We start from the raw sequence: 21,658 nt of genomic DNA on the forward strand, positions 1-21,658 counted from the left end.
CTCAGGACGGGTGTGGGTGCTCGTCGGCCTCGGCGTCGACGAGCGGCCCGTCCTGCCGTTCGAGCGCCTCGGTGCGGGCAGTGGGATCCTTGGCGGTCAGCACCCGCACGAAGCTGTTGCCGAACGCGATCGCGGGCACGGCCAGGAGCGCGCCGATGATGCCGGCGAGGACACCGCCTGCGGTGAGTCCGAGGACCACGGCCAGCGGGTGGATGGACACCGCGCGGCCCATCACCAACGGTTGCAGCACGTGAGCCTCGAGCTGCATGACCGCGACGATGAGGCCAAAGGTGATGAGCGCGTAGACGAATCCCTTGGCCAGCAGCGCCACCACGACGGCGAGGAAGCCCGTGGCCAGCGCACCCACGACGGGAATGAAGGCGCCCAGGAAGATCAGCGAGGCCAGCGGAAGCGCCAGGGGGATGCCCATGATGGCCAGCCCGCTGCCGATGGCCACCGCGTCGACGAGGGCGACCAGCGAGGTGGCCCTGGCGTAACCGGCAAGTGAGTGGAATCCGGCGGCGCCCGCTTCGTGGACGCGGGCGCGATGCTCGGCGGGCACGACGCGGGTGACGAACTGCCAGATGTTGCGACCGCCCAGCAGGAAGAAGATGAGGGCGAACAGCAGGAGGAAGGCGCCGGCGAGGATCTCGACGATGGTGCCCGCCGTTGACAAGGCGCCGGTCGTGAGCTGGGCCTGGTGGGTGCGCAGGGCGTCGGTGAACGTGCCGACGGCGAGGTTGAGTTGGTCGCGACTCAGTGCGGCCGGACCGTTGATGAGCCAGTCACGGGCACCTTCGATGCTTCGGGTGACTTGGTCGACGAGTTGTGGTGCGCCCTCGATGAATTGGTTGACGACGAAGGCGAGGATCCCGCCGAAGACGGCGAGCCCGAGAACGAGGACGAATGCCACTGCGCCACCGCGGGCGGCGCCCTTGGCGTCGAGGAAGTCGACGGCGGGTGCCAGCAGGGCGGTGAAGATCAGGGCCAGGGCGACCGGTACGACGACCACCCCGAAGAAGACGAGGAATTGGAAGATGACGTAGGCGGCGCCTGCGAGGAGGAGCAGGCGCCACGCCCACGCCGCGGACGCACGCACGAGTGGACTGACCCAGTGGTCGGCGTGGTCCGCAGCGGGGGGCACGACGCGTTACTGCGCTAGAACCAAACTTTTCGACCACCGACCGGACGGCCGACGGCTCCCAGGATGAACAGGATGATGCCGATGACCAGGAGAATCCAGCCGATGGTGACCAGAAGGGGCAGCGGCAGCAAGTAGCCGGCGACGAGGAGGATGATGCCGAGGACGATCATGACCAGTCCGATCAGTAGAAGCGGGTGAAACTGTCGCCGACAGGAATTGCCCCATTCGTCAAAACCAAACCCCCGGGGCCTCACGGGTTTTTAATGAAGCGATCATTCGCCATCTTTGCGCCGGTCGGGGGCTCGCTAGTAGAGAATCTTGCGCACGTTCTCTTCCGCGTAGTACTCCTCGAGCTCGCGATCGCTCATCTCCGGCTTGATGGCCTTGGCCAGCTGCGCCACCGTCGGCACTGCGGTGGGGTCCCACGTCTCCGGCTTCCAGGCGTTCGACCGCAGGAACGCCTTGGGGCAGTGGAAGAACACTTCGTCGACGTCGATCTCCAGCGCGAGGATGGGCCGCTTGCCGCCGACGGCCATGTCGTCGAAGTAGTCCGCGTCGGCCAGTATTCGTGCGGTGCCGTTGATCCTGAGCGTGTCGCCACGGCCGGGGATGAGGAACACGGTGCCGACGCGGGGTCGCTGCAAGACGTTGACGAATCCGTCGACGCGCCGGTTGCCCGGCCGCTCGGGGATGGCGATCGTGGTGTCGTCGAGCACGTGGACGAATCCGGGCGGATCGCCCTTGGGGGAGACGTCGACCCGACCGTCGGCGTCGGTGGTGGCGACGAAACCCAGTGGCGAATGGGCGAGCCAGTCGCGCTGGGCTTCCGACAACCTGTCCTTGACCTTGTTGGCGGTGGCGGGCACCGGGTGGCCGACGATGGCGCGCAGATCCGCCTCGGTGGTGACTTCTCGGGTCATGGACCCATCATCCACCGGTGTCGAACCGTTTTCGTAGCTCTCCTCGGTCCAGCTTGCCGATGCCTCGCCGCGGCAGCTCGTCGACCACGTGTACTTCGCGCGGTGCGGCGGTGCCGTCCAGAGTCTGCGCCACATGGGTGCGCAGGTCGGCCACCGTGGGCGCCGTGGCGTTCTCGGCGAGCACGACGGCTGCGACCACGCGTTGGCCAAGCCGGTCGTCGGTCACGCCGAACACCGCGCAATCCGTGACGGCGGGATGGGTGGCCAGCGCCGCCTCGACCAACTGTGGTTGGACGGTCAGTCCGCCGGTGCCGATCGCGTCGTCGACGCGACCCAGGATGCGCAGTCGGCCCGAATCGTCGACGGCGCCAACGTCGTCGGTGCGGAACCAGCCTGGCTCGGAGAACGGGTCCGGGTCCGTCGGATGCCGGTAGCCCTTGGCCAGGGTGGCTCCGCCGAGGATGACGCGACCGTCGTCGAGTCGCACGCGCACGCCGTCCAGGGCCACGCCGTCGTACACGCAGCCACCGGCGGTCTCGCTCATGCCGTAGGTGCGCACCACCCGGATGCCCGCCGCCGCGGCTGCCTCCCCGATCGCCGCCGGCATCGGTCCGCCGCCGATCAGCACGGCGTCCAGGTCGGCCAGCGCAGCGGTGGCCCCCGGGTCGCCCAGCGCCTTGGCCAGTTGCACCGCCACCAGGGAGGCGTATCGCGGACCCGACCCCAATGCCTCGACCGCAGAGGGTAATTCGACGACGTCGAAGCTAGGGTCGACGGCAACCGGCACGGTGCCGGCCAGCAGGCTGCGGACCATCACCTGCATTCCGGCGACGTGATGGGCAGGCAGCGCCAGCAGCCAGGTGCCCGGGCCGCCGATGCGGTCGTGGGTGGCCGAGGCGCTCGCGATCAGCGCCGCGGCGGTGAGCATCGCGCCCTTCGGCACCCCGGTGGTGCCGGACGTGGACACCACCAGTGCGACGTCGTCGTCGATGTCCTCGCCGATCCCGAGAGACGAGGTGAGCGATTCTGCCGACCGGACGTCGGCGGGCACCGGCAGGATTGCCGGGTCTCGGCCGTCCAGAACCCCTTCGAGGACCGCGAGCAGCGGCTCGGGCGACGGGATCGGCGGTATGACGACGGCGCGTAGGGAGGCTATGCGGAACCCTCGCCGTCGTCGGTGATCGCGGCGTCGCCGTCGCGCGCGTCGTCGAGCGGCCAACCCTTGGCGGCCAAGCGTGCTCGCACCCGTTCCACGTCGTCCTCCTGCGGAAGTTCGTCGGTCATCTGGGTGATGAGGACGCCGATGTCGATGTGGTCGAACTCGCCACGGTCCATCAGAGCCTTCGCCACGGCCTTCACCTCGTCGTTGGACAGGCGCCGGTTCAGCAGGGACATGAGCGGCACCCGATCCGGCCCCGGGACGCCCTCGGGGTAGCCCGCGGTGATCCAGGCGACGATCTTTGCGAGAAATGCGTTCACGAGTCGACTCCCCTAGTGGCCGCGGCGAGGTTCCGGTCGCGGCGATAGTCCGATGGTAGATGCGCGGTACGACGGTTGTCCCACCGCGGCGTCCCGCGAGGGAGTTTTCGGGTTCGCAGACGAACGTGCCCCACCCTTTGGGTGAACAGTGGGTGAACAGCTCGGCCGGGACCCTGAAAGCCCAGGTGAGGCGTGTGATTCAGTCGATCACCGGCTGGTCAAATCGACCTGAGAAGCCTCACAATCTCAGCTATGGACACAACCATGATCATCTTGGTGTTGTTGATCGCCACCGCGCTGGCGTTCGACTTCACCAACGGCTTCCACGACACGGGGAACGCCATGGCGACGTCGATCGCCACCAACGCCCTGAAGCCGAAGACCGCCGTCATCCTCGCCGGGGTGCTCAACCTCGTCGGCGCCTTCCTCTCCGTCGAGGTCGCGGTCACGGTGACCACCTCGGTCCTCAAGATCCAGGACGGCAAGACCGGTTCGCTCATCTCGGGCATCGACCCGTCGACCGGTCTGACCATCATCTTCGCCGGCCTCATCGGCGGCATCCTCTGGAACCTGCTCACCTGGCTGTTCGGCATCCCGTCGAGCTCCTCGCACGCCCTGTTCGGCGGACTCATCGGCGCCGGCCTCGCGGCCCTTGGCCTGGCCGGCGTCAACTGGAGCGGCGTCTTCGCCAAGGTGATCCTGCCCGCGCTCGCCGCCCCGTTCATCGCCGGTCTGGTCGCCGCGTGCGGCACCTGGTTGGTCTACCGCCTGACCCGCAAGGTCAACAAGAAGCGTCGCGAGGACGGCTTCCGCTGGGGCCAGATCGCGACCGCCTCGCTCGTCGCCCTGTCCCACGGCACCAACGACGCGCAGAAGACGATGGGCGTCATCGCCCTGGCGCTGATCACCACCGGCCATCTGACCGGCGACGTGAAGAAGGACGGCCTGCCGTTCTGGGTCATCGCGTCCTGTGCGCTCGCCATCGGCCTTGGCACCTACATCGGCGGCTGGCGCGTCATCCGCACCCTCGGCAAGGGTCTCGTCGAGATCGAGTCGCCCCAGGGTCTGGCCGCCGAGGCGTCGTCGGCCGCGATCATCCTGAGCTCGAGTGCTGCCGGCATGGCGCTGTCCACCACCCACGTCGCCACCGGTTCGATCCTCGGTAGCGGTGTCGGCAAGCCCGGCGCACAGGTCCGCTGGGCGGTGGCCGGTCGGATGGCCGCCGCGTGGCTCATCACGCTGCCCGCCGCCGCTCTCGTCGGGGCGCTTTCGTACTGGCTGTCGAGCGTCGTGAAGTCGGCCTCGGGATCCGATCTGGCCGGCGACGGACTCATCTTCGTGATCCTGGCCGGGCTGTCGGGCTTCATGTACTGGCGCGCCCAGCAGCAGAAGGTCGACCACAACAACGTCAACGCCGACTGGGACGACGCCACCAACTCGGTCGTCCCCGTCGACGAGCGCAAGGGCGGCGTCTCGCAGCCCACCGCGTCGGTCTGATCCCGGAACCAGTGAGAGAACTGACATGACTTATCTCGAAGCAATTCTCAAGGTCCTCGCCGTGGGCCTGATCCTCGGCGCCGGACTGCCCGCGATCTTCGCGGTCGGACTGGTGGCCTTCGCGAAGGGGTCCGGCGGAGCCGAGGCCGACGGCACCACCACGGCACCCAACCCGGCGCTGAAGTTCGTCGGGCTGCTCCTGTTCGCCGCCGTCGCCGCGGTCATCGTGATCGCGATCCTCTACATCACCAAGGCGACGATCATCCACCACTTCGGCTTCAACCCCGTCCCCTTCCTCCCAAAGTGAGCTGACTGACCATGACCGAGAACAAGGGTTTGCTCGACAACGTCGTCACCTGGCTGAACAAGGGTTACCCCGACGGCGTGCCGCCCAAGGACTACTTCCCGCTGCTGGCGCTGCTGAAGCGTTCGCTGACCGAGGACGAGGTGGTCAGGGCCGCGCAGACGATCCTGCGCTCGACCGACGGCGACACCGTCACCGAGGCCGAGATCCACGCCGCGGTCCAGGGCGTCATCGACAAGGAGCCCAACCCCGAGGAGCTGCACCAGGTCGCCTCGCGGCTCGCGTCGGTGGGCTGGCCGCTGGCCACCGCGACGCGCTGACGGAGATTTCGACGACACGTCCCCTCGGCTCTACGGAGCCGGGGGGACGTCTCAGTTCCTGGTGTCGCGACGCAACGGGTGCGTCGGTGGCACCTGCACGAAGATGAGGGTGACGCCGTCGGGGTCGACGACGTGCATCTCGTGCAGCCCCCACGGTTCCTCGGCGGCCGCCCTGGCGATCGCCACGCCCCGGGCCTGCAGCTCGGTTTGCGTGGCGTAGACGTCGCGCACCTGCAGCCACAGCGCACCCGCGCTCGAGCGGGGAGTGCCGTGATTGGCCAGTTCGATCAGCGACTGCCCGGCGAAGAACACCGTGCCTGCGCCGTATTCGCGCGCGATCGCCAGTCCGATGTCGTCGCGGTAGAAGGCGACTGAGCGCCGGTAGTCGGCGGGCCGGAGCAGGACGCGACTCGCCAGGATCTCCATGTCTGCCGTTCTAACACGAGTCCGCGACTCGCCGGTCTAGAAGGGTTGGACGCGTTGCCGTTTCATCACCGCGTCGACCGCGGCCGGGGCGAAGCTGTTCACCGCGTGGGCGGTGACGGCCATGCGCGGTGCGATGCGTACCGGGCGGCGCCGCACGGCGGTGACCATCCAGTCGGCGGCCTCCTCGGCCGACAACCCGGGCAGGCCGTCGTAGGCGCGGGTGGGAACGATCATCGGCGTCTTGACCAACGGGTAGAACAGCGTCGTCGAATGCACGCCGTCGGCGGCCCACTCGGTCTCCACGACGCGGCTGACGGCGGTCAGGGCCGCCTTGGAGGCGTTGTAGACGGCGAACAGCGGTGAGGACTCGTTGAGCACGCCCCAGGTCGAGACGTTGACGATGTGCCCGTCGCGGCGCTCCCGCATGCCGGGGCCGAAGCCGCGGATCAAGCGCAGCGGTGAGTAGTAGTTCAGCGCCATCGTGCGTTCGACGTCGTGCCAGCGCTCCAGCGATTCGGCCAACGGCCGGCGGATCGACCTGCCGGCGTTGTTGACCAGCACGTCCACGCCACCGAACCGCTCGTCGACGTCGGCGACCAGGGCGTCGACGGCGTCGAGGTCCGACAGGTCACATGCGATCGCGGTCGCGTCGCCACCGGTCGCCTCGATCCGCCCGACGACCTCGTCGAGGAGGTCCTTGCGGCGGGCGACGACGATCACGCGGGCACCCTCGGCGGCGAGCTTCACCGCGCCTGCGGCACCGATGCCCGACGATGCGCCGGTCACCAGGATCCGCTTGCCTGCCGGGTCGACCTGCTGCCGCGGCCCGAACAGCTGGGCGGCCAGCGGTGGCCGCATGCTCGCGAGCAGCAGGGTGTCGGCGAAACGGCGAAGGGGGTTCTTGCTCACGGCCCAGAGCTTAGGTCGCCGGCGAATTGGCCCAGACTGGCGACCGCCAACGTCTGTTGCTCGCCGAACTCCTCGAACGTCATGACGGGGACGAAGCCCAGCCGGCGAGCCAGGTTCAGTGAGCGGACGTTGGCGCTCTGGGTGACGACGATGACGGGCTCGTCGCGCAGTTCGGCGGCTGCGGTGCGCAGCAGTGCGCTGGCCGCCCGGTAGGCGAGACCTCGTCCCCAGTACCGGCGGTCCAGCGTGTAGGCCAGCTCCAATTCCTCACCCGACGGGCCGAGATGCCCGGGATGGTGCAGGCCGCGGCGCGTCAGCGACACCGTCCCGATGAACGTGTCGGTCTCGGCGTCGGCGATGACGTAGGAGCCCGCCGAGTGGGTGGCCGCGGCCACGCCGGCCTCGTCCAGGTCGCGGGTGACGGTCCGGCGCGGCTGGGGACCGCCGAGATGGGCGTGGACGTCGGGGTCGACGAGGTGGTCGATGATCGAGCGACGGTCGTCGTCGCGGGCCTTGCGCAGCACCACGACACCGGCGTCGATGCGCAGGGCGCCGAGGGTGCTCACGCGTCCTGCCGTGGCGAGGGCCGAAGGACGCATCGGGCGTAGCCGATCCAGCAGACCACCGTGCCGACGAATCCCACGCCGAGCAAGGCTAGCGGCGCCGCCGCCACCTCGACGGCCACCGAACCGCTGCCGGGCACGTGGCGGTCGACCGCGCGCATCACGAGGAACGGCAGCACGGCCACGGCAAAGGTCGCCATGGCGCCGACGACGGCGAGGCCGAAGGCGCCGCGGACGGCGCCGTAGACCATCAGTCCGGCCGACGGCAGCACCAAGACTCCCAGGGGCAGCGGCCGCAACCCGGCGTCGACGTCGCCGACGGTGGACCACGCTCCCCAGCCCGCCATGTCGGCCGAGCCGCCGACGGCCTGCGCGGCGTACCAGGGCAGCCCGACGGCCACGGCGACGGCCAGCACGCCGAGGGCGCCGATCGCCCACCTGGTGACCATGGCTTCGATGACGTGCCCCCTCGCGAGTCCGGCGTGTCGACGACCGCTCACCGAACGGTAGCGCGACCGAGTCCGAGGGTGGTCCTCAGGGAATGAGCAAGGTGCGCAGGGCTTCCCCGGTCTCGAGGTGGGCCAGCGCCTCGGCGGCCTCGGCGAGCGGGCGGCGACCGGAGATCAGCGGGTCGAGGTGCAGTTGCCCGTCCATGTACCGGTCGACCAGTGCGGGGATGTCGACCGACGGCCGCACGGACCCGTAGTTCGACCCCAGGATGCGCTGGTCGGCCTCGGCCAGGACGAGCGGTTCGAACGACGCCTTCGCACCGGTCGGCGGCAGTCCGACGATGACCGCGGCACCGCCGAGGCCGAGCATCTGAATCGCCTGCTCGGTGGTCGAGGTGCGGCCGATGGCGTCGAAGGCGTAGTCGACGCCGTCGGGGAGCATGTCGAACAGCTGCGCCACCGCGTCTCCGGTGCTGGCGTCGATGCGGTCGGTCGCGCCGAACTGCATGGCCAGCTGGGTCTTCGCGGGTAGCACGTCGATTGCAATGATCCGCTCGGCGCCGGCCAGCAGGGCGCCCTGGACGACGTTGAGGCCCACGCCGCCGCAGCCGATCACCGCCAGCGTCGAACCGGGCTCGACGGCGGCGGTGTTGAGGACCGCACCGACGCCGGTCGCGACGGCGCACCCGACGACGGCGACGACGTCGAGCGGGGCGTCCTCGCGAATCTTGATCGCTCCCGAGGCGGGGACGACGACCTCTTGTGCGTAGGAGGACACCCCGAGGTAGTGGTGGATGGATTCGCCGTCCTTCGACAGCCGCGACGTGCCGTCGTACAGCACGCCCTTGGGGGCGATGACGGTGGCGGCCCCCTGGCAGCGGGCCTCGCGGCCGGATCGGCAGTACCGGCATTCGCCGCAGGGCGGCACCCAGCTGAGCACCACGTGGTCCCCGACGGCCAGCGAGGTGACGCCCTCGCCGAGTTCGACGACGACGCCGGAGCCCTCGTGCCCCATCACCATCGGCGCGGGCGCGTCCCACTCGCCGCGCTTGACGTGCAGATCGGAGTGGCAGACGCCGGCGGCGGCGATTTCGACGCGCACTTCACCGGCCTTCGGACCGGCGAGGTCGACGTCGGCGAATTCGACGGCGGTGTCGGGATCGCGGAACACGATGGCCTTCATGGAACTCCTGGGGGATTGGGCGGGGTGTGAATCGGATCAGGAGACTAGCTTGCGAGCTGCCGCGTCGACGGTCTCCTCCGACAGCAGCACCGTCAGCGCGGCGTCACCGAGGGGGATGAAGCTGTCCTCGCTGGCGACTCTCGCCAGCGCACCGGTGTAGCCGCCGTCGACGAGCGCCGCCAGCACCCCTTCGGAGACGCCTCCGGTGGCCCTCGTCTCGTCGACCACCAGGGTTCGGCCGGTGGCGGTGGCCTCGCGCAGGACGTCGGCCGCGGGAAGTGGTGCCAGCCAACGCAGGTCGACGACGCGGGTGGAGATGCCGTCGTGCTGAAGTCGGCGGGCGACCCGCAGGCTCATCGGCACGCCGTTGCCGAAGGTCACGATGGTCAGGTCGGTGCCGTCGCCGTGGGTGCGGGCCCTGCCAATCGGGACGGCCTCCGTCGGATACGGGGCCACCCACTGCTCGTCACCGGGCTCGTGGAGGTCCCGAACGTGGTACAGCGCAATGGGTTCCAGGAAGACGCTCAGCGTGCCCGCCGTGCGTGCCGCCGCGGCGCAGGTGCGCATCATCGCGGCGGCGTCGTCGGGGCGCGACGGCGAGGTGATCACGATGCCGGGGATGTCCCGCAGCGCCCCGACGGCGTTGTCGTTGTGGAAGTGCCCTCCGAACCCCTTCTGGTAGCCGTACCCGGCGACGCGCACGATCATCGGGTTGCGGTACTGGCGGTCGGAGAAGAACTGCAGGGTGGCGCCCTCGCCGCGAATTTGGTCGGCGGCGTTGTGCAGGTAGGCCAGGTACTGGATCTCGGGAATGGGCAGCAGACCGGCCAGGCCGGCGCCGAGCGCGAGCCCGAGGATGGCCTGTTCGTCCAGCAGGGTGTCGAATACCCGTGCGGGACCGAACTTCTGGGCCAGTCCGCGGGTGACGCCGTACACGCCACCCTTGCGGGCGACGTCCTCGCCGAAGACGAGTGCCCCCGGGTGCTCCGTCATCACCTCGACCAGCGCGCGGTTGACCGACTGCGCGAACGTCAGGGGGATGTGGTCGCCCGCTTGGTCGCCGTCGCCGCCGGGAGTCACCGCCACGGCCTCGGCAAGGCCCTCGCGCAGCGGGCGCATCACCGCCGCTGCGCTGTCGAGCTGCGGCAGTCCGGCGACCTCCTCGGCGATGTCGACCACCTGGCTGCGCTTGGCCTCGTAGCGGTCCAGGATCTCGGCGGGTGCCAGGCCGGCGTGCTCGACGAGCAACCGCGCGGTCCGCAGCACCGGGTCGCGGTCGTAGTCTCCCGTGATCTCGGCGGGCGTGCGGTAGGCCGCCTCGACGTCGGAGCCTGCGTGGCCCATCAGTCGCACGGTGCGCAGGTGCAGGAACGCGGGTTTGCGATGCTTGCGCACCCAGTCGGCGGCCCTGGTCGCGACGGCGTAGGCGTCCACGACGTCGGATCCGTCGGCAGTGAAGTACTCCAGGCCGACGCGGGTGCCGAAGTTTGCCGCGATCCATCCACTCGGGGTCTTGGTGCTGATGCCGATGCCGTTGTCCTCGCAGACGAACAGTAGCGGAAGCGGAAGTCCTTGGTAGGCAGCATGAGTCGCCGTGTTGAACGCACCCGTGGCCGTCGAGTGGTTCGCCGACGCGTCGCCGAGGCTGCACACCGCGACGGCGTCCCGCGGCCACGGTGTCTCGATTCCGAGTTTGGCGGCCCGGCCGATCGAGAAGGCCACCCCGACGGCACGCGGCAGGTGCGAGGCGATGGTCGAGGTTTGTGGGATGACGGCCAGGTCGTGGCGACCGAAGACCTTGTGCCGCCCCCCGCTGATCGGCTCCTCGGTGGCCGCACACATCCCCAGCAGCACGTCGCGCAGCGGATCGCCACCGTCGACCTGCCGGGCGCGCTGCAGGAAGAATCCGCCCGAACGGTAGTGCAGCAGAGCGGGATCGGTGGGCCGCAGGGCCGCGGCGACGGCGGCGTTGCCCTCGTGGCCGGACGATCCGATCGTGTAGAAGCCCGTGCCCCGCGAGCGCAGCCAGCGCGCGGCGAGGTCGAGGTGTCGGCTGCCCAGTTGTGAGTCGAACAGGTCCAGGACGTCTCGAATCGTCAGCATCGACGACGCCGCAATGGGCGCATCGGGGTCGACGCGGTGCGCCCCGGAACGCAACCCGCCCACCGCGTCCAGGAAGTGTTCGTCGATCTTCTCGGCCATGGCGTCGCTCAGAAGTGGCGCGGGAAGCTCGACCAGTCGGGGTCGCGCTTCTCCAGGAAGGCGTCGCGTCCTTCGACGGCCTCGTCGGTCATGTAGGCCAACCGAGTCGCCTCGCCGGCAAAGACCTGCTGGCCGACCAGTCCGTCGTCGAGCAGGTTGAACGCGAACTTCAGCATCCTGATGGCCTGCGGCGACTTGCCGTTGATCTCCTGGGCCCATTGCAGCGCAACGGTTTCCAGCTCGGCGTGGCCGACCACCTCGTTCACCGCGCCCATGGCGAACATCTGCTCGGCGGTGTAGGGCCTGCCGAGGAAGAAGATCTCGCGGGCGAACTTCTGGCCGGTCTGCCGCGCCAGGTAGGCGCTGCCGTAACCGCCGTCGAAGCTGCCGACGTCGGCGTCGGTCTGCTTGAAGCGGGCGTGTTCGCGGCTGGCCAACGTCAGGTCGCACACCACGTGCAGGCTGTGTCCGCCGCCGGCGGCCCAGCCGTTGACCAGGCAGATCACCGGCTTGGGCATGAAGCGGATCAACCGTTGCACCTCGAGGATGTGCAGCCGGCCGGCCTGGGCGGGATCGACGGTGTCGGCAGTCTCGCCTGCCGCGTACTGATACCCGGTGCGGCCCCGGATGCGTTGGTCGCCACCGGAGCAGAACGCCCACCCGCCGTCCTTCTCCGACGGCCCGTTGCCCGTCAGCAGGATCACCCCGACGTCGTTGCTCATGCGGGCGTGGTCGAGCACCCGGTACAGCTCGTCGACGGTGTGGGGGCGAAAGGCGTTGCGCACCTCGGGCCGGTCGAAGGCGATGCGCACGGTCGGCTTGGACACCCCGTCGACGACGTGTCGGTGATAGGTGATGTCGGTCAGCTCGAAGCCCTCGACGGGCTGCCACACGGTCGGGTCGAACGGGTTGTCAGAACTCACCCGGTTGACTGTAGCCAGGGCTACACCGGGTCGAAGCGGAAGACCGCGCAACGGCCGGCGAGGGCCTCGAATTCGTCGGGGTGTGGCCCGGTCACCAACCCGGAGCGCGTCATGAAGCTGACCCCGGTGGGCACGAGGACCGGGAATTGGCGCAACAGGGGCCGGGCTTCGTCGGGGGAGAGTTCGACCACGCGCACCGGCTCGCTGGTGCGGCCCTGCGTCAGCGTCGCCTCACCGGCGGCGCGGAGGTTCTTCACCCAGTCGGCCTTGGGAAAGCCGCCCACGACGTAGCGCTTGCCGTCGACGGTGAACGGCGTGACCGGCGTCGGACGAGGGACGCCGGAGTTGCGCCCCGTGACGTTCAGGACGATCGGGCCCTCCCGCATCAGGCCGAGCCGCATCGCGGTCATCATGACCTTGTTCATCGGCTTGAGCCACCACGGCGGGCGAATGTCCTCGTCCCTGGGCATGTTCGGAAGTCTAGACCGACAGACCCGAGCGTTGAAGGGCCTCGATCAGCCCGGTCGGGCGTTGCGCGGTGGGCACCGGGTCGACGAGGGCGAAGCGACATCCGACCGCGACGGCCCCTCCGTCGGCCTCCTCGCTGTCGCCGACCATGAGTGCGTCCTGCGCCGCGACGCCGACTCGCTTCAGCGCCGTCTGGAAGATCTCGGCCGTGGGTTTGACGGCGCCCACTTCGTAGGACAGCACGAACTCGTCGACGTCGTCGGCGGCACCGATCGCGACGAAGGCCGGCCGGATGTCGAATGCGATGTTGGAGACCACCGCGGTGCGGATGCCCTGGCCGTGCAGACCGGCGAGCACGGCGGCGGTGTCGGGATACGGCGTCCAGCTGGCCGGGTCGACGACCAACTCGTAGAGCCTCGCGGCGTGGTGGTCGGCGACGCCGGATTCACGCAACACGTGCAGGTAGGCCTCACGATGCAGGTGGGGTTCCAGGTCGCGGTTGCTCCAGGCCCGCTGGGCCCGCTCGTCCATGTCGACCGAGGCGCCGGTGGGTGCGGTCAACCGCCTCATCAACTCGGCCTGAACGTGTCCGTCGACGGCCTGCTCGTCGACCTCGATGCCGTCGAACCAGCTGTCGTCCTCTTCGAGCCGGAACAGGGTTCCCGAGAAGTCGAAGAGCACCGCGCGTGGAATGGTCACGGCGCTCATTGTGCCCTGACCCCCATCGAGCGCCGAGTGTGAAGACGTGCACGACGAATGCGGCGATCGTCGCGAACTAGTTCACGTTCGAGCGCGGATCACACGTAGCGATTGCGGCCCGCCGCGGCTCCGGCGGCGACCTGCACCACGTAGACCACCAGGAACATGGCGAACGGAACGGTCCAGCCGTCGGACACGTCGTGCAGCAGCCCGAACAGGAACGGCCCGAGCCCGGCGAACAGGTATCCGAAACCCTGTGCCATGCCGGACAATTGGGCAGTGTCCTCGGCGTTGCGGGCCCGCAGCGCGATGACCGTGAGCGCCAGCGAGAACGCGCTCATGCCGACACCGATCAGCACGCTCCACACCCACGGCGCGGCGGCGGGGGCCACCAAGAGACCGATCGCCCCGCCGAAGCCGAGGACGCCGAGCCCGACGATCCACCCGCTCTGGTTCGCCGAGCGAGCCGCCAGCGGGGAGATCACCAGCGCGACGGGAACCCCGATCAGCGACACCAGCCCGACGAGGATCCCGGCCTGGACCTTCCCGATGCCGTTGTCGATGAATATCTGTGGCAGCCAACCCATCACGATGTAGGCCAGGAATGCCTGGCAGCCAAAGAACAGCGTCACGGTCCAGGCCAGCCGGTTGCGCAGCAGCGACCGCCGTGGGCCGGTGGCTTCGGTCGAGGCGGCCCACGACCCGCGGTGCCGCCGCGATGCGGGCAGCCACGCCAGCAAGGCCAGGAAGGCGATCGCCGCCCATGCCGCCAACGCCATCCGCCACCCGCCCAGCGGTTCTTCCAGGCCGGGGGTGACGGCCGATCCCAGCGCACCGCCGCCCTGCAGCGCGGCGGTGTAGATGCCGGTCATCAGGCCAACGCGGGTGGGGAAGGACCCCTTGATGACGACGGGGATGAGCACGTTGATCAGGGCGATGCCCGCGCACGCCAGCAGGGTCGCGCCGATCACGACGTGCGGGCCGTCCAGGGTGCGTATCAGCAGGCCGGCGGTCAGAACCGCCAGCGCGCCGGAGATGACGCGGCCGAGGCCGAAGCGACTCGACAGCCGTGGCGCGGTCAGTCCGGCGGCGGCGAAGCACAATCCGGGCATCGTCGTCAGCAGCCCGGCCCAGGTGGCCGAGGTGCCCAACTCGTCACGCATGTCGCCCAGCAGAGGGGCCACGCTGGTGACGGCGGGCCGCAGGTTGAGGGCCACCAGGATGACGGCCACCGCGAGCAGGGCGCCGCCGGCGACGCCGGCGGGGGAGACGGCCGCCGACGGGTCGGGCTGCACCGCCACCTTGGGTCCGGAAGTTTCGTCCTGCTGGTCGCCACGCACGCTGCTACTGTGCCATACATCCCATGATTGGTTGAAAGGATGTCGCTGTGCCCTTGAGCACTGCCCGGCGGACGGGCCTGGTCGACCAGGTCATCGACCAATTGCGCACCCTGATCAGCAGCGGTGAGTGGCCGGTGGGCGGACGGATCCCCAACGAAACCGTGCTCGTCGAATCGCTGGGCGTGGGGCGCAACACCGTGCGTGAGGCGGTCAGGGCCCTCGCGCACGCCGGCCTTCTGGAGGTCCGCCAGGGCGACGGCACCTACGTGCGCGCGACCAGCGAGGTGTCGGGCGCCCTGCGACGGCTCTACGGCGCGGAGCTCCGCGAGGTGCTGGAGGTGCGCCGCGGCCTGGAGGTGGAGGGCGCCCGGCTCGCGGCAACCCGGCGCACCGACGACGACGTCGCCGAACTGCGACGGCTACTGGCCCGCCGTGACGCCTGCTTCGACGCGGGGGACACCGACGACTTCGCCCGCGCCGACACCGACTTCCACCTCGCCGTCGTCGGCAGCTCCCACAACGCGACGCTGACGGAGTTGTACCGCGGACTCGTCGAGGCCGTCACCGCGAGCGTCGCGACCACACACGAGGCACCCGTCGAAATCGTCGACCACGGTGCACTGCTCGACCTCGTCGCGGCCGGCGACGCCGACGGGGCCGCACGCCTGGCGGGGGAGCTGATCGACCGCATCCTCGACGGCCTGCCCGCCTAATCCCCTTCCCGCGAGCAGTCGGAAAACTGCGCGACACGCCGAGTGATGCGGCACGTTTGTGTCTGCTCGCGGGGGAGGGACTACCCGACGCGACGCTCGGAACCCTCCCAGAACTGAGCGCGGACGGCCTTCTTGTCGGGCTTGCCGAGCGCGGTCACGGGTACCGAGTCGACGACGACGACCTGCTTGGGCGACTGCACCGATCCCTTGCGTTCCTTGACTGCGGCCTGAATCTCGGCGGTCATCGCGGCGATGGACTGCTCGTCGGTCGGCACGTCGGCGCGCAGCACCACCACCGCGGTGACGGCCTCACCCCACTTCTCGTCGGGCGTGCCGATCACGCACACCTGCGCCACCGACGGGTGTTCGGCGACGACGTCCTCGACCTCCCGTGGGAAGACGTTGAAACCGCCGGTGACGATCATGTCCTTGGTGCGGTCGACGATGAACCAGAAGCCGTCCTCGTCCTCGCGGGCCAGATCGCCGGTGTGCATCCACCCGTCGCGAAACGTCTCCGAGGTCGCCTCCGGCTTGTTCAGATATCCGCCCGAAAGCAGCGGTCCCGACACGCAGATCTCGCCGACCTCACCGGGCGCGACGGGCTGCCCGTCCTCGCCGAGCAGCGCCGTGCGGGCGAACAGGGTCGGGCGTCCGCACGACGTCAGGCGCTTCTCGTCGTGTTCGGCCTTGGCCAGATAGGTGATGACCATCGGGGCCTCGGACTGCCCGTAGTACTGCGCGAAGATCGGCCCGAACCGGCTGATGGCCTCCTTGAGCCGCACCGGGTTCATCGCCGACGCCCCGTAGTAGACGGTCTCCAGCGACGACAGGTCACGGGTGCGGCTGTCCGGATGGTCCATGAGCGCGTAGATCATCGACGGCACCAGCATCGTGGCGGTGATCTTCTGCTCCTCGATGGTGCGCAGCACCTCGGCCGGGTCGAACTTCGACAGCACCACCATCTCGCCGCCCTTGACGATCGTCGGCAGGAAGAACGCGGCGCCCGCGTGCGAAAGTGGCGTGCACATCAGGAATTTGGGGTTCTCCGGCCACTCCCATTCGGCCAGCTGAATCGTCGACATGGTGGTCGTCGCCTGCGACGTCATCATCACGCCCTTCGGCTTGCCCGTGGTGCCGCCGGTGTAGGCCAACCCGGTCACCGTGTCGGGCGCCAGATCCGCCGCGACGAGCGGACGCGCGGGGAACTTCGCGGCCTCGGCCGTCAGGTCCACCCCTACGTCGGCCAGATCGGCGGGCACCGGGCCGATCGTCAACACCTGCTTGAGCGACGGCACCTTGTCCAGCAGTCCGACGGCCCGCTCTACGAACATCGGATTGGGGTCGACGATCAGCGACGTGACGCCGGCGTCGGTCAGCACGTAGGCGTGATCGTCGAGTGAACCGAGAGGGTGTAGTGCCACGCGGCGGTAGCCCTGGGTTTGGCCCGCGCCCACGATCATCAACACCTCGGGACGGTTGAGCGCCAGCAGGCCCACCACCGCGCCGGTGCCCGCGCCAAGCGACTCGAAGGCCTGAACGTACTGGCTGATGCGGTCGGCGAGCTCTCCGCCGGTCAGCGTGGTGTCGCCGAGGAACAGCACCGGCTTGTCGCGGTGACGCTTCAGTGCGCCGACGGTGAGGTGGCCGGAGTGGACGGGATGGCGCAGCATGGCATCACTCATGGCTTCAGATTAGAACGTGTTACAGAAATTGTTTCAAGGTCTGCCGGATGCGGTTCACTGGGTGGGGTGACCGACCAACTGCGTGCGGCGATCCTCGACCTGGCCCGTCAGCGCGGTCCGTCGAAGACCATCTGTCCGTCCGACGCGGCCCGGGCGATCGGCGGGGACGAGTGGCGCAATCTGATGGACGACGCCCGCGACGTCGCACGCGAGCTGGCCCGCACGGGTGACGTCGAGATCAGCCAGAAGGGCACGGTCCTCGACCCCGATCAGCCGTGGCGCGGGCCGATTCGGATCCGGATCAGGTAGGTGTTTCGGCCCAACTTCCTTCGGCCTCTGTCAGGATGTCGGCATGCCCGCTGACCTGGCTCTTTTCGGCACCGTCCTGACCGTCGACGACGCGATGCCCACCGCGGAGGCCCTCGCCGTCGCCGACGGACGCGTGGTGGCCGTCGGCGACCGGGCGCAGGTCGAGGCGCTGGTCGGCCCCGAGACCGTGGTCGTCGACCTCGGCGACGGATGCGTGATGCCCGGCCTGATCGAGGCGCATGGGCACCCCCTGATGGAGGCCATGGTGCTGGCCGATCGCATCGTCGACGTCCGGCCCGTCACCCTGGGCACCGCAGACGAGGTCCTCGCCGCGATCCGGCACGAGGTGCACGCCCGCGGCACGTCGGGGGCCTACCTCAACGGGTGGGATCCGCTGCTCCAGGTCGGGCTGCCCGAGCCGACGCTGGCGTGGCTCGACGAGATGGCCCCCGAGACCCCGCTGGTGATCGTGCACAACTCGGGCCACAAGGCGTACTTCAACTCGGTCACCGCTCGCACTCTTGGCTTGTCCCGTGACACCCCGGATCCCAAGGGCGCCAAGTACGGTCGCGACGCCGCCGGAGAACTCGACGGAACCGCCGAGGAGACGGGCGCGGTGTTCCCGTTGATCGGCGGCGCGGTGGACCGCGACGGCTACCCCGAGATGCTGCTCGCCGAATGCGCACGTCTCAACCGCGCCGGGCTGACGACGTGTTCGGAGATGGCGTTCGACCCCATGTTCCGCCCGGTGCTGGGGGCGCTGCGCGACCGGTTGACCGTGCGGTTGCGCACGTATGAGATGTCGACGCCGGCGATGTCCACCACCGAGGTGGTCGACAACGGTGACGACGTGGTGCGCCAGGTAGGCATCAAGATCTGGGTCGACGGGTCGCCGTGGATCGGCAACATCGACCTGTCGTTCCCTTACCTGGACACCCCCGCCACCACGTCGATCGGCGTGACGCCCGGCTCCTGCGGGCACGCGAACTACACCCGCGAGCAGCTGACCGAGATCGTCGCCGCGTACCTCCCGCTGGGGTGGCAGATGGCCTGCCACGTGCAGGGCGACAACGGCGTCGACACCATCCTCGACGTGTATGAGCAAGCGCTGCAAGCACATCCGCGCGAGGACCACCGCCTGCGGCTCGAGCACGTCGGCGCCATCACCGACGCGCAGCTCCAACGCGCCCACGACATGGGGGTCACGTGCAGCATCTTCGTCGACCAGATCCACTACTGGGGTGACGTGCTGGCCGACGGGTTGTTTGGCGAAGAGCACGCGGCGCGCTGGATGCCGGTCGGCTCCGCCCTCGCCACGGGCATGCGCGTCTCGCTGCACAACGACCCGCCCGTCACCCCGGAGGAGCCGCTGCGCAACATCAGCGTCGCGGCCACCCGCGTGGCACCCAGTGGCCGGGTGCTGGGACCCGAGCAACGCATCACCGTCGAGCAGGCCATCCGGGCGCAGACGTTGGACGCGGCCTGGCAGCTGTTCTCCGACGACGTCATCGGCTCGTTGGAGGTCGGCAAGTACGCCGACCTGGTGGTGCTCTCGGCCGATCCCCGTGCCGTGCCGCCCGAGACGGTCGCCGACCTCGAGGTCCTCGCCACGTACCTGGCAGGACGCCGTGTTTATTCGAAATCTGAGTGACCGCCCGTCGCCTCATGGCAGGCTGGCGCACATGCCAGAGTTGCCAACACCTCGCTTCCTCGACGAACGCACCGCTCACTGGGCCACGGCCAAGGCCGACGACGAAGCCGTCACCTTCGGTGACCGCACCTGGACGTGGTCGCAGTGGTACGACCGCATCCGCCGTCTCGCCGGCGCGCTGACCGAGTTGGGCGTCGGTCGCGGTGACGTGGTCGCGTTCCTCGACAAGAACCACCCTGCCTGCGTCGAGACCACGTTGGCGGCGGCTTCCATCGGGGCGGCGACCGCGATCATCAACTTCCGGCTCGCGGCCGACGAGATGGACTACGTGCTCAACGATTCCGGTGCCAAGGTGCTGATCGTCGGGGCCGAGCTGAAGCCGAACGTGGACAAGATCCGCGACGAGCTGACTGCCTTGGAGAAGGTCGTCGAGGTCACGCCCGACGGTGCAGACGGCGACGAGTACGAGGCGTTGCTGGCCGCGGCCACCCCGGTCGACCGGTCGGAGGACGTGGAGCCCGACGACGTCGCCATCATCATGTACTCCTCGGGTACCACCGGACGGCCCAAGGGCGTCGCGCTGACGCAGGCCAACCTGATCGCTCACACCGAAAGTGCCTTCGCCGGTTGGGAACTCGACGAGGGTGACAAGAACCTGGTGTCCATGCCGCTGTTCCACGTCGGCGGGTCGTCCTACATGCAGCTCGGTCTGCACACCGGGGTGGCCAGCTACATGACCCGCGACGTCGACGGCGCGCAGTTGGCCGGCGGCATCCTCTCCGGCGCGAACCGCACCTTCCTGGTGCCGGCTGTGCTGGCCAAGGTGCTGGAGTCCGGTGAGGACGCGGTGAAGTTGTTCTCGGCGTTGAAGACCTACGGCTACGGTGCGTCGCCGATGCCGCTGCCACTGCTGCGCAAGGCGTTGGAGGCCTGGCCCGACACCGACTTCATCCAGGCCTACGGGCTGACCGAGGTGGGCGGCGTCATCAGCCTGCTGGCGCCGGAGGATCACCGCAGCGGTGACGAGGAGCGCATGGGTAGCGCCGGCCGCGTCGTCCCCGGCGCGGAGGTGCGGGTGGTCGACCCCGACAGCCTGGAGGACGTCGAGCCGGGCACGCAGGGCGAATTGTGGTTCCGGTCAAGGCAATTGATGAAGGGCTACCACAACAAACCCGACGCCACCAAGGAGGCCATCACCGAGGACGGCTGGTTCCGCACCGGTGACATCGGAAGGGTCGACGCCGACGGCTACATCTTCGTCGAGGACCGGCTCAAGGACATGATCATCACCGGCGGTGAGAACGTCTACTCGATCGAGGTCGAGCGGGTGCTCGCCGAACATCCCGCCGTCGCCGAGGTGGCCGTGATCGGCGTGCCTGACGAAAAGTGGGGCGAGTCGGTCAAGGCCGTCGTCTCACTCGAGGGCGAGGCGACCGAGCAGGAGCTGATCAGCTGGGCCAAGGAGCGGCTGGCTGGCTACAAGTGCCCGCGCACCGTCGACGTCGTCGACGAGTTGCCCCGCAATCCGACCGGCAAGATCCTGAAGAAGGATCTGCGGCAACCACATTGGGAGAAGGCCGGCCGCAAGGTCTAGCGGGTGGGTCCCGGCATGACCGCGGCGCCCCTGGCCCACGGCGCGAGCTGCCGGTAGGGATCGCGTGCGCGGACCTCCAGCAGCGCGGTGATGTCGCCCTCGAGTGCGACCTTGACCCGCTCGCGGACCGTCGCCGTCCACTCCTCGGCGGCCACCGCCGACGGCTTGGTCGTGTCGATCGGTGTGCCGAAACGCAGATAGGTGCGCTGCGGGCGCGGAATCAGCGTGGGTCCGATGCCCCGCATCAGCGGCATCGCCATGTCGGGGGTTCCGGTCAGGCGCGTGACGAGAGGCTTGCTCCACCGCGCCCAGCGCCCGTCGCTGGTGGTGAGCACGTGGTAGGCGTCGTCGCCGCCGACCAGGGCCACGGGGATGATCGGATAGTCGTGTGCAGCGGCGATGCGAGCAAAACCGTTGCGGCCGTTCCACATCAGTGTGTACAGCTGATCCTTCGCCTTGGAGATCTCACGCCCGCCGCCGGGAAACACCAGGATGGGTTCGCCCATTTCCATCAGCCGATGCGCCGTCTCCGGCGTCCCGACCACGGCGCCCGCGGCGGCGAAGAGGTCGCCGGGCACGCCCTTGACGTTGCCGAACCTGCGGTCGGCGAGCGGTCGCACCCGGATCCCAATCTGGCGTCGCACCACGTAGGGGATCAGCAGGGCCTCGGTGCCGGCCTGGGTGTGGTTGCCGACGAGCAGGAAGCGGCCGTCGCGGGGAAGGTGGTCGAGCCCGTCGACGTAGGGCTTGGCCAACGAGACCAGGGGGTCGACGCGGTCGGCGACGTTCTCGATCCACCGCTGGTAGGTGGACACCTCGACGAGTGGCATGACCCAAGCATAGTGCGCCAACTGCAATGAATGCAGTAACTGCAGGTTGTGCG

General features: G+C 69.2%; 24 protein-coding genes. 7 read left to right on the top strand and 17 right to left on the bottom strand.

The annotated features are described in order from the left end of the window. Position 1: 1 nt before the first annotated feature. The 5 genes from H7K45_RS12200 to H7K45_RS12220 all read right to left on the bottom strand — a co-directional run bounded on the left by H7K45_RS12200 (position 2) and on the right by H7K45_RS12220 (position 3,543). Positions 2-1,144 carry an AI-2E family transporter gene (locus H7K45_RS12200; protein ID WP_263996065.1) on the bottom strand — a complete coding sequence of 381 codons (1,143 nt, stop codon included), beginning with the start codon at positions 1,142-1,144 and terminating at the stop codon, positions 2-4. Positions 1,145-1,158: 14 nt separating this feature from the next. Further along, the gene (locus H7K45_RS12205) at positions 1,159-1,314 is read right to left on the bottom strand and encodes a DUF6131 family protein (protein ID WP_263996066.1); all 156 of its coding nucleotides are present in this window, start codon (positions 1,312-1,314) and stop codon (positions 1,159-1,161) included. A gap of 135 nt (positions 1,315-1,449) precedes the next feature. Next, positions 1,450-2,064 (bottom strand): pyridoxamine 5'-phosphate oxidase family protein, encoded by a 615-nt coding sequence (locus H7K45_RS12210; RefSeq protein ID WP_263996067.1) that lies wholly within the window; start codon positions 2,062-2,064, stop codon positions 1,450-1,452. A gap of 7 nt (positions 2,065-2,071) precedes the next feature. Beyond that, positions 2,072-3,169, bottom strand: a complete 1,098-nt coding sequence (gene menE, locus H7K45_RS12215) for an o-succinylbenzoate--CoA ligase (protein WP_263996977.1) — start codon at positions 3,167-3,169, stop codon at positions 2,072-2,074. A gap of 47 nt (positions 3,170-3,216) precedes the next feature. Beyond that, on the bottom strand, positions 3,217-3,543 hold the full coding sequence (locus tag H7K45_RS12220) for a DUF3349 domain-containing protein (protein WP_263996068.1): 327 nt from the start codon (positions 3,541-3,543) through the stop codon (positions 3,217-3,219). 252 nt (positions 3,544-3,795) lie between these two features. Between H7K45_RS12220 and H7K45_RS12225 the strand changes: the two genes are divergently transcribed. The 3 genes from H7K45_RS12225 to H7K45_RS12235 are packed head-to-tail and all read left to right on the top strand — an operon-like array spanning position 3,796 to position 5,664. After that, positions 3,796-5,040: an inorganic phosphate transporter gene (locus tag H7K45_RS12225; RefSeq protein WP_263996069.1), complete on the top strand. Its 1,245-nt coding sequence runs from the start codon at positions 3,796-3,798 to the stop codon at positions 5,038-5,040. A 25-nt stretch (positions 5,041-5,065) separates the two neighbouring features. Next, positions 5,066-5,347, top strand: a complete 282-nt coding sequence (locus tag H7K45_RS12230) for a hypothetical protein (protein WP_263996070.1) — start codon at positions 5,066-5,068, stop codon at positions 5,345-5,347. 11 nt (positions 5,348-5,358) lie between these two features. Beyond that, on the top strand, positions 5,359-5,664 hold the full coding sequence (locus H7K45_RS12235; protein WP_263996071.1) for a DUF3349 domain-containing protein: 306 nt from the start codon (positions 5,359-5,361) through the stop codon (positions 5,662-5,664). Positions 5,665-5,715: 51 nt separating this feature from the next. On the opposite strand, the gene H7K45_RS12240 is transcribed toward H7K45_RS12235, so the two are convergent. From H7K45_RS12240 to H7K45_RS12285, 10 genes are all read right to left on the bottom strand, one after another. Beyond that, positions 5,716-6,090: a VOC family protein gene (locus tag H7K45_RS12240; RefSeq protein ID WP_263996072.1), complete on the bottom strand. Its 375-nt coding sequence runs from the start codon at positions 6,088-6,090 to the stop codon at positions 5,716-5,718. Positions 6,091-6,126: 36 nt separating this feature from the next. Then, the gene (locus H7K45_RS12245) at positions 6,127-6,999 is read right to left on the bottom strand and encodes an SDR family oxidoreductase (protein WP_263996073.1); all 873 of its coding nucleotides are present in this window, start codon (positions 6,997-6,999) and stop codon (positions 6,127-6,129) included. Beyond that, positions 6,996-7,565: a GNAT family N-acetyltransferase gene (locus H7K45_RS12250; RefSeq protein ID WP_263996074.1), complete on the bottom strand. Its 570-nt coding sequence runs from the start codon at positions 7,563-7,565 to the stop codon at positions 6,996-6,998. The genes H7K45_RS12245 and H7K45_RS12250 overlap by 4 nt, the downstream gene beginning before the upstream one ends. Continuing rightward, positions 7,562-8,011, bottom strand: coding sequence for a hypothetical protein (locus tag H7K45_RS12255; RefSeq protein ID WP_263996075.1), 450 nt, complete (start codon positions 8,009-8,011; stop codon positions 7,562-7,564). The genes H7K45_RS12250 and H7K45_RS12255 overlap by 4 nt, the downstream gene beginning before the upstream one ends. 85 nt (positions 8,012-8,096) lie before the next feature. Next, positions 8,097-9,194 (bottom strand): alcohol dehydrogenase catalytic domain-containing protein, encoded by a 1,098-nt coding sequence (locus H7K45_RS12260; RefSeq protein WP_263996077.1) that lies wholly within the window; start codon positions 9,192-9,194, stop codon positions 8,097-8,099. Between the two features lie 36 nt (positions 9,195-9,230). Beyond that, positions 9,231-11,396, bottom strand: a complete 2,166-nt coding sequence (locus H7K45_RS12265; RefSeq protein ID WP_263996078.1) for a thiamine pyrophosphate-dependent enzyme — start codon at positions 11,394-11,396, stop codon at positions 9,231-9,233. Positions 11,397-11,404: 8 nt separating this feature from the next. Continuing rightward, positions 11,405-12,319 (bottom strand): 1,4-dihydroxy-2-naphthoyl-CoA synthase, encoded by a 915-nt coding sequence (locus H7K45_RS12270; protein WP_263996079.1) that lies wholly within the window; start codon positions 12,317-12,319, stop codon positions 11,405-11,407. Positions 12,320-12,339: 20 nt separating this feature from the next. Then, positions 12,340-12,789, bottom strand: coding sequence for a nitroreductase family deazaflavin-dependent oxidoreductase (locus H7K45_RS12275; RefSeq protein ID WP_263996080.1), 450 nt, complete (start codon positions 12,787-12,789; stop codon positions 12,340-12,342). A 10-nt stretch (positions 12,790-12,799) separates the two neighbouring features. Then, complete coding sequence (locus H7K45_RS12280; protein WP_263996081.1) at positions 12,800-13,495, bottom strand: HAD family hydrolase; 696 nt, start codon at positions 13,493-13,495, stop codon at positions 12,800-12,802. A gap of 89 nt (positions 13,496-13,584) precedes the next feature. Continuing rightward, positions 13,585-14,787 (bottom strand): CynX/NimT family MFS transporter, encoded by a 1,203-nt coding sequence (locus H7K45_RS12285; RefSeq protein WP_263996978.1) that lies wholly within the window; start codon positions 14,785-14,787, stop codon positions 13,585-13,587. Between the two features lie 86 nt (positions 14,788-14,873). On the opposite strand from H7K45_RS12285, the gene H7K45_RS12290 reads away from it, so the two are divergent. Then, positions 14,874-15,539 carry a FadR/GntR family transcriptional regulator gene (locus tag H7K45_RS12290; RefSeq protein WP_263996082.1) on the top strand — a complete coding sequence of 222 codons (666 nt, stop codon included), beginning with the start codon at positions 14,874-14,876 and terminating at the stop codon, positions 15,537-15,539. Between the two features lie 80 nt (positions 15,540-15,619). Here the strand turns inward: H7K45_RS12290 and fadD8 are convergent, their stop codons facing one another. Beyond that, positions 15,620-17,221, bottom strand: coding sequence for a fatty-acid--CoA ligase FadD8 (gene fadD8, locus H7K45_RS12295; protein WP_263996083.1), 1,602 nt, complete (start codon positions 17,219-17,221; stop codon positions 15,620-15,622). A gap of 66 nt (positions 17,222-17,287) precedes the next feature. Here fadD8 and H7K45_RS12300 point away from each other — a divergent pair, with 66 nt between their 5' ends. The 3 genes from H7K45_RS12300 to H7K45_RS12310 are packed head-to-tail and all read left to right on the top strand — an operon-like array spanning position 17,288 to position 20,775. Beyond that, entirely contained in the window at positions 17,288-17,530 is a 243-nt protein-coding gene (locus H7K45_RS12300; RefSeq protein ID WP_263996084.1) for a DUF3253 domain-containing protein, read from the top strand. Between the two features lie 43 nt (positions 17,531-17,573). Then, positions 17,574-19,181 carry an amidohydrolase gene (locus H7K45_RS12305; RefSeq protein WP_263996085.1) on the top strand — a complete coding sequence of 536 codons (1,608 nt, stop codon included), beginning with the start codon at positions 17,574-17,576 and terminating at the stop codon, positions 19,179-19,181. A gap of 31 nt (positions 19,182-19,212) precedes the next feature. Beyond that, the gene (locus H7K45_RS12310) at positions 19,213-20,775 is read left to right on the top strand and encodes a long-chain-fatty-acid--CoA ligase (RefSeq protein ID WP_263996086.1); all 1,563 of its coding nucleotides are present in this window, start codon (positions 19,213-19,215) and stop codon (positions 20,773-20,775) included. Here H7K45_RS12310 and H7K45_RS12315 read toward each other — a convergent pair. Then, a complete protein-coding gene (locus H7K45_RS12315) occupies positions 20,772-21,605 on the bottom strand; it encodes a lysophospholipid acyltransferase family protein (protein ID WP_263996087.1) in 834 nt (277 codons plus the stop codon). The genes H7K45_RS12310 and H7K45_RS12315 overlap by 4 nt on opposite strands. Positions 21,606-21,658 lie beyond the last annotated feature (53 nt).

This window comes from Mycobacterium yunnanensis, from assembly GCF_025823185.1.
GTDB lineage: Bacteria > Actinomycetota > Actinomycetes > Mycobacteriales > Mycobacteriaceae > Mycobacterium > Mycobacterium yunnanensis.